The organism is Bradyrhizobium sp. (assembly GCF_035652035.1).
In the GTDB taxonomy this organism is placed as follows: domain Bacteria; phylum Pseudomonadota; class Alphaproteobacteria; order Rhizobiales; family Xanthobacteraceae; genus Bradyrhizobium.
Window position 1 is genome coordinate 22756 of sequence record NZ_DASREO010000088.1, and the last position, 6000, is coordinate 28755.

At 57.9% G+C, this 6000-nt stretch carries 5 protein-coding genes; 3 read left to right on the plus strand and 2 right to left on the minus strand.

Features of this window, described 5'->3' with window-relative positions; translation table 11 throughout:
• Nucleotides 1-443 precede the first annotated feature (443 nt).
• The 3 genes from VFB05_RS23740 to VFB05_RS23750 all read left to right on the plus strand — a co-directional run bounded on the left by VFB05_RS23740 (nt 444) and on the right by VFB05_RS23750 (nt 3693).
• Nucleotides 444-1322: an ABC transporter substrate-binding protein gene (locus VFB05_RS23740; protein ID WP_325016839.1), complete on the plus strand. Its 879-nt coding sequence runs from the start codon at nt 444-446 to the stop codon at nt 1320-1322.
• Between the two features lie 237 nt (nt 1323-1559).
• Complete coding sequence (locus tag VFB05_RS23745; protein WP_325016841.1) at nt 1560-2558, plus strand: ABC transporter substrate-binding protein; 999 nt, start codon at nt 1560-1562, stop codon at nt 2556-2558.
• A 280-nt stretch (nt 2559-2838) separates the two neighbouring features.
• Nucleotides 2839-3693 (plus strand): protein-L-isoaspartate O-methyltransferase family protein, encoded by an 855-nt coding sequence (locus VFB05_RS23750; RefSeq protein WP_325016843.1) that lies wholly within the window; start codon nt 2839-2841, stop codon nt 3691-3693.
• A gap of 284 nt (nt 3694-3977) precedes the next feature.
• On the opposite strand, the gene VFB05_RS23755 is transcribed toward VFB05_RS23750, so the two are convergent.
• A complete protein-coding gene (locus tag VFB05_RS23755; RefSeq protein ID WP_325016845.1) occupies nt 3978-4169 on the minus strand; it encodes a hypothetical protein in 192 nt (63 codons plus the stop codon).
• A 112-nt stretch (nt 4170-4281) separates the two neighbouring features.
• Nucleotides 4282-5703: an outer membrane protein gene (locus VFB05_RS23760; protein WP_325016847.1), complete on the minus strand. Its 1422-nt coding sequence runs from the start codon at nt 5701-5703 to the stop codon at nt 4282-4284.
• Between the last annotated feature and the right edge of the window lie 297 nt (nt 5704-6000).

Below are 6000 nucleotides of genomic sequence, written 5' to 3' on the forward strand. Positions count from 1 at the left end.
GACCCTGGCTGTGCAAAAAACGCGAAAGATCGAAACGCGGCGAGAATTACATTTTTCAATTCGTTCTCTGGATTGAGTACGCTTGCGAGTTTGAGAGCTAAAAAGGTCTTGGACGAATAACATCTTCTATCGCGCTCAGGCGTATTGGCGTTTTCACACAGCCAAGACCCATTCCGGAAATAACCTCGGTGTAGGGCACCAGTGGCGCCCTCTCCTGCTAGTTATCTCACGGCCACATTCCTACCCGCGCTCGCACGGGCGCGAACTGAGCACGGTTCCGTTGCTCCTAATGTCGGCCTTCCGGAGTGCTGATTTGTGCAGGTACGATGCCCGTTCTAGACCGGAGTTCGCGCGTGAGGCGACGCGGGTTCATCAAGCTCCTCGGTGGAGCGGCAGCGTGGCCGATTACCGCATTGGCCCAACAGCGTTTGCCGCGGGTTGGCGTGCTTCTCAACGGCCGTGCCGTGCCGTCACAGGATTTGCAGATTGCCGCCGAGCTTGCGCGGATCGGTTATGTCGACGGGCGCAATATCACTTATGAGATTCGGGGCGCCGAGGGCGATTTGACGCGTTTGCCGCCCCTCGCACGCGAGCTCGTTGCCGGGAGGCCGGACGTGCTTGTCGGCGCAACAGGTCAGATCGCCGTCGCCTTCTTCAATGCGACGCGCGAGATTCCGATCGTGATGACCTTGATCAGTGATCCGATCGCGCTCGGCGTCAGCAACAGCATCTCGCATCCGACCGCCAATGTTACCGGCTTCCCCATTTCCGGCCCTTCGCTTGCAGGCAAGCGGCTGGAAATATTGCATCAGATCGTGCCGGCCAGCACCAAGGTCGGCTATCTCTGGGTACCAGCAAACCCTTCGGCAGCTTCGTTCAAATCGGCTGTCCAACACGCGGCAAAAGTGCTTGGCATCGAACTGTTATCGCTACCACTGACTTCGGAAGGGGATATCGTTGGTGCTTTTGCGCGGGCCGATGAGGAGCAGGTAAAGGCCGTGCTCTCGGAGGCCGATACCCTCACCTACAGGCTCAGCGGTGGCATCGTCGACCGATGTCTCATCCGGGACCTGCCGTCCATGCACAGTTGGTCTATCGAAGTACGTAACGGCGCGCTCATGTCCTACGGACCCGCCGAGCCGGAAAACAATCGACGGGCGGCTGTTTACATCGACAGAATCTTGAAAGGGGCGAAGATCGCAGAGCTGCCGTTTGAAGAGCCGACCGAGATCAAGCTGACGATCAACCTTCGCACAGCACGCTCGATCGGACTTGCCCTTTCGCCTGTCTCCATCGCGCGCGCTGACGAGGTGATCGAATAGCTTGGAAGTGTGCTATGGCGCACGAGTCCGGAAGTGGCACAAAGCGTCAGTTTGCGCAGCGCAAGCATGTCCGGAGTTGGGGTAAAGCCGACCTTGGCGGCTGAACATTCGGAGTTCTCAGTTTGACCCTCAAGAGACATGATCGGCTCCAGACTTTCGCAGCGCAAAAACAGCATTCGTTCCTTGGCTAGAGCGTGATATCGTCCCCTCGTTGCATGTCCCCCGCAGGAGGGTCACATGGCAATCAACATCGGACGGCGCGAGTTTATATCTATGCTCAGCGGCGTGTTCGCGATGTGGCCTGCTCTTGCGCGTGGGCAGCAGAACCGGAAACCGTGGCGGATCGCAATCCCAGGTGACATAAAGCCGTCCGCTGCTACTGCTCGGCGGCTCGCGGCATTCCGCGACGGGCTCATGGAGCTCGGCTATGCCGAGGGCCGCAATATCGTCATCGACTATCGCGACGCCAGCGGTTCCAGGGATAGCCTGATTGCGCTCTGTAAGGACATGATCGAACAAGGCGCCGATGTGATCGTCGCAAGCTCAACCAACTCAGCGCTTGCGGCGCAAGCAACCACCAAGACTGTGCCGATCGTCATGCGCGCCGCGGCCGACCCGGTTGCTGTCGGGCTTGTGGGTAGTCTGGCGCGGCCAGGCGGTAACATTACTGGTGTCACTTCTCTGGCCAACGACCTCAGCGCAAAACGCTTGGGGGTGCTCAAGGAGCTTTTGCCCCAACTGCAACGCGTCGCCGTCCTATGGGAGCCGAATTCAGCCGCGGGCCGTGATTCCATACGAGAGACCGAGGTGGCAGCGCGCACGCTCAGGATCGACATCGAGAGTTTTGGCGTGAATCGCGCTGATGACCTTGCCGAAATCTTTCAATCCATTGCCACGGGACGGTTTGACGCCATTGATGTCCTGGCGGGTCCAATCGTTACTGAAAATCGGGCGCGTATCCTTGCCCTCTGCAGCCAAGCCCGAATGCCTGGCCTTTATCAGGAGCGTCCGTTTGTCGAAGCCGGAGGCTTGCTGTCCTACGGTCCGAACTTCGAGCGTCTCTTTCATCGCATGGCTTATTACGTCGACCGGATCATAAAGGGCGCGAAACCCGCAGACTTGCCAGTGGAGCGGCCCACCAAATTCGAGTTGTTTATCAATCTCAAAACCGCCAGGGCGCTCGGCCTCGAAATCCCGACAACGCTGCTCGCAATCGCTGATGGGTTGATCGAGTAAGCTCGCTCAATTTTGTTGCACCTGCTCAGGTATGTATCTGAAAGTAGCACCAAAGGGACCAACCGCGATGTCCGCATTTCGGTCGCTATCGGGGGAAAAGCAGACATCGCCTGGAAAGCCCATTTCTGTAGCGATTGACCCAAAGCGGACTCAGCCATACTCGCGTGCGCACGCCACCAGAGCGAGTGTGAAAGCTTTGTGTCAGGTTTTGGTGGTCGATCGAGACATCGTCATATAAAAACTGGTCCGAGTTTTTTCGGCAAAGCTCGAAGAGGGCCGGATGGTGGACAGGTCGGGAAAATATCGCTCTTTCTATGCCAAGCTCATTTGCACCGCGGCCAAGCTCGATGATCCTCGCATCGAGGAGGCATTTCGCTCGGTGGAGCGCGAGCCCTTCGCTGGACCGGGGCCGTGGTCGACAGGGCTTGGCGGGCATCCCTATGTGCAGACGCCGGACGATGATCCAGCGTTCCTCTACCAAAATTTGCTTTTGGCGTTGGATCGCGAGCGAGGGATTAATATCGGCATGCCCAGCCTGCATGCACACTTTCTCGGAAACTGCAACATCAGGCCGGGAGAGACCGTTCTGCAAGTAGGAGCTGGTAGCGGGTATTACACAGCGATCCTCGCGCATCTGGTCGGACTGAACGGCAAGGTGTACGCGTATGAGATCGACAAAGCGCTGGCGGCGCGGGCTCGCGAGAACCTCAGAGGATATCATCAGGTGGAGGTGCGCCTGCAATCGGGCGTCTCGCCGGACTTGCCCCGAGTCGACCTGATCTACGTTTGCGCCGGTGCCGCGCAGCCAAGCAAGATGTGGCTTGACGCGTTGCGTCCCGGCGGTCGTTTGTTGTTTCCACTAGCTCCCAAGGGGGTGTTCGGAGGCATGCTGCTAGTTGCGCGTCCCGATCAAGGCGCCACATGGTCCGCGAAGTTCATAGGTCGCGTCACATTCATCGACTGCGTGGGACTTCAGGACGAAGAAGCGGGCCGTCGCTTGACGGAGGCGTTTTCAAAGAATTGGGGTCTCGTGCGCTCGCTCCGCCTCGACGGATCGCCCGATGAAAGCTGTTGGTTTGCGGGTGACGGCTGGTGGCTTTCCACAGCCGAGACGCTAACAACCGCTCCCGCATAGTGCGCCAATTGAGGTCGCCTTCTGGCACCTTTCGGAAGTACTCGGACGATGGGATGATGTCCGTTGTTTGAGGACAACCGGATGCGGGCGGAACCGAGTTTAAACAACGCGATTGACCCGGATGTATGGACCGGCTGCGTTTCGCAATAGAGATTGTCCGTGGCTTGCGGAAGTCGCTGATATGTATCCGGCCTGTTTGATCGGCTCGCGGGCCGTGGCCTTGATGGGAATACGCACGCATCGTTGATCTTATTAGCGGATAGGTTGGCGAGCAACCATTCGGCTCACCAGCTTCTGGATGCGTTCATTGATCCGTTCCATGCGCTTTCTCTGCCGCGACTGAAGGTCTCAACGAGCGCCAGTCGTTTGATCTTGCGACGGAAAGCAATCTTGCCGTCCGTGCCAAAACCGACAACGTGGAAGACTTCCTTGCCGATATCGATGCCGATCGAGGCCAGGGGTGCGGCTTTGTCCATGGGTTGCTTCTCCGGTTGCCGCAGGGTGTCTTTGCAGACTATCCCCGCGAGGGAAGCAGCCGGTCCATCCCATTAGCGGACATTGCCTCTTGGCGAATAGGATTGCCTCACCTCATTTTGAGATAAGGTCCGACGGGGCCGCCACTGCCGCTGCGGAGGCTCCTCCTCCGAATGCAAAGCTCAAGCCCATCAGCGCCGTATTGGTTCGCAGTCGAATCCCGGAACTGACAGCAACGTTTGCCGGATTGCCGTAAGTTGCATTGTAGGTCCCGTAGTCGGAATAGCGATATTCCCCGCGCAGCCGCAAGGCTCCGGTCAGTGCATATTCGGCACCCGCACCGAGCGTCCATCCCCTCAGTGTCGGCGCGTTGGTTGCCGTCATCGGCGCGACGGGGCCGAAGCGGCCGCAAGGGTTCGGGCTGGTGCCAGTGCAGGTGACATTCGCCTCGATGTGCTGGAAGGCAACGCCGGTCGTGGCATACACGCTGGTTCGCGGCGTTACCATGTAGCCGAAGCGCGCGAGCAGGGCATCGCTCCAATCCTCCTTGACGTTGATGTTGTCGCCGGGCGCACTCGACACGCCTGGCACCCCAGTCGTCGCCTTGTTAGTGGCGTAGCCGAAGCTGGTCTCGATGCCGACAATCCAGTTCGATGCGAGGTTCAACTGGTAGCCCACGTAGATCGACGTGAGAAAACCACTGGTGGTGCAGGCCTGATCGTCCTGCTTCACCGGATCGAACGCTCCGAAACTGTTCACGCCCGTCGTGGTCCAGGTCGGACACACCGTCGCCAGCGTGCCAAAACCACCACCACCATAAACACCCGATCCCATGGTGAGTACCTGCGAGGGCGGCAGCATGCGCGGCGCGAAGCGCCCGCCTCCCGGAATGTTGATATTCGCCTTCGGCGGGGGACATTCCTTGGGGATGCTGTTGAGAAGTTTGTAATACTTCTCGCTGGCGGCGGCGACCTCTTTCCGCCACCTCGGCATTCTTTCTACCTTCTGCGAAATATATAATTTATAATCTGCAATTTGTGCTGGGTACCCTTGTAAACCTGCTTTCGCGAGGTCGGCTGAACTCGGCACTCTTCCCAGTTTTTGTTGAAGTTGTTTCAGTTCATCTTGCATCTTTGCGACGTATTCCTCCGACTCTTCCACGAAGTCGGTCCACTTCTTCCAATTCATCCAAGCGGATTCCCAATCCTTAGACAACCTGCGCAGCTCCTCTTCTTGTTCGGGGGTCGCGCATTTCAATTCCGGGAACGGGGGCGGCCTATCAAGTAGGTTCTGAATCAGACTTAAAACCGGGGTGAGGAGCTGATTCCAATCTTTTATCGGCTCCGTGCTAGGAACATCCGGCTTTTTCTGCTGCTCCTGCTTTCCTTGCGCGTCTGGCTTATTCTGTGCGCTCGCGGCTGAAAAACATGCCAAAGCCAGTAAGGCGGCGCACAAAATTATCGGAATGAGTTTCGAGTAAAAAATACCGCGTGCCTCGACCGCGACGCCGTCGATTGCGCATAATAGCGTACGCATTGGGGGCCCCCCCTTCATCCCGTCACGCGTCCTTGAGCCTATCAGGGAGCGCAGGGTTCGTTGCGCGGTTGCAACGAATGCCGTTAATTTCCCTGTACTGTTGCTTGGCCGACACATCCGCCTGGGGCGCGATAGAAATTCCTCTAAGATCAATCTGTTTCCGTTTCGGCCACCAAGCAAAGCATCGCGTCCCATAATTCTGTCACACCAAAATTTTGGTCGCGATCCGACGACGTGACGCTCGATCGCGATGTCGCAATTGGGACCGACCGCTAATGGCCGCTCCCTCACTCTAGC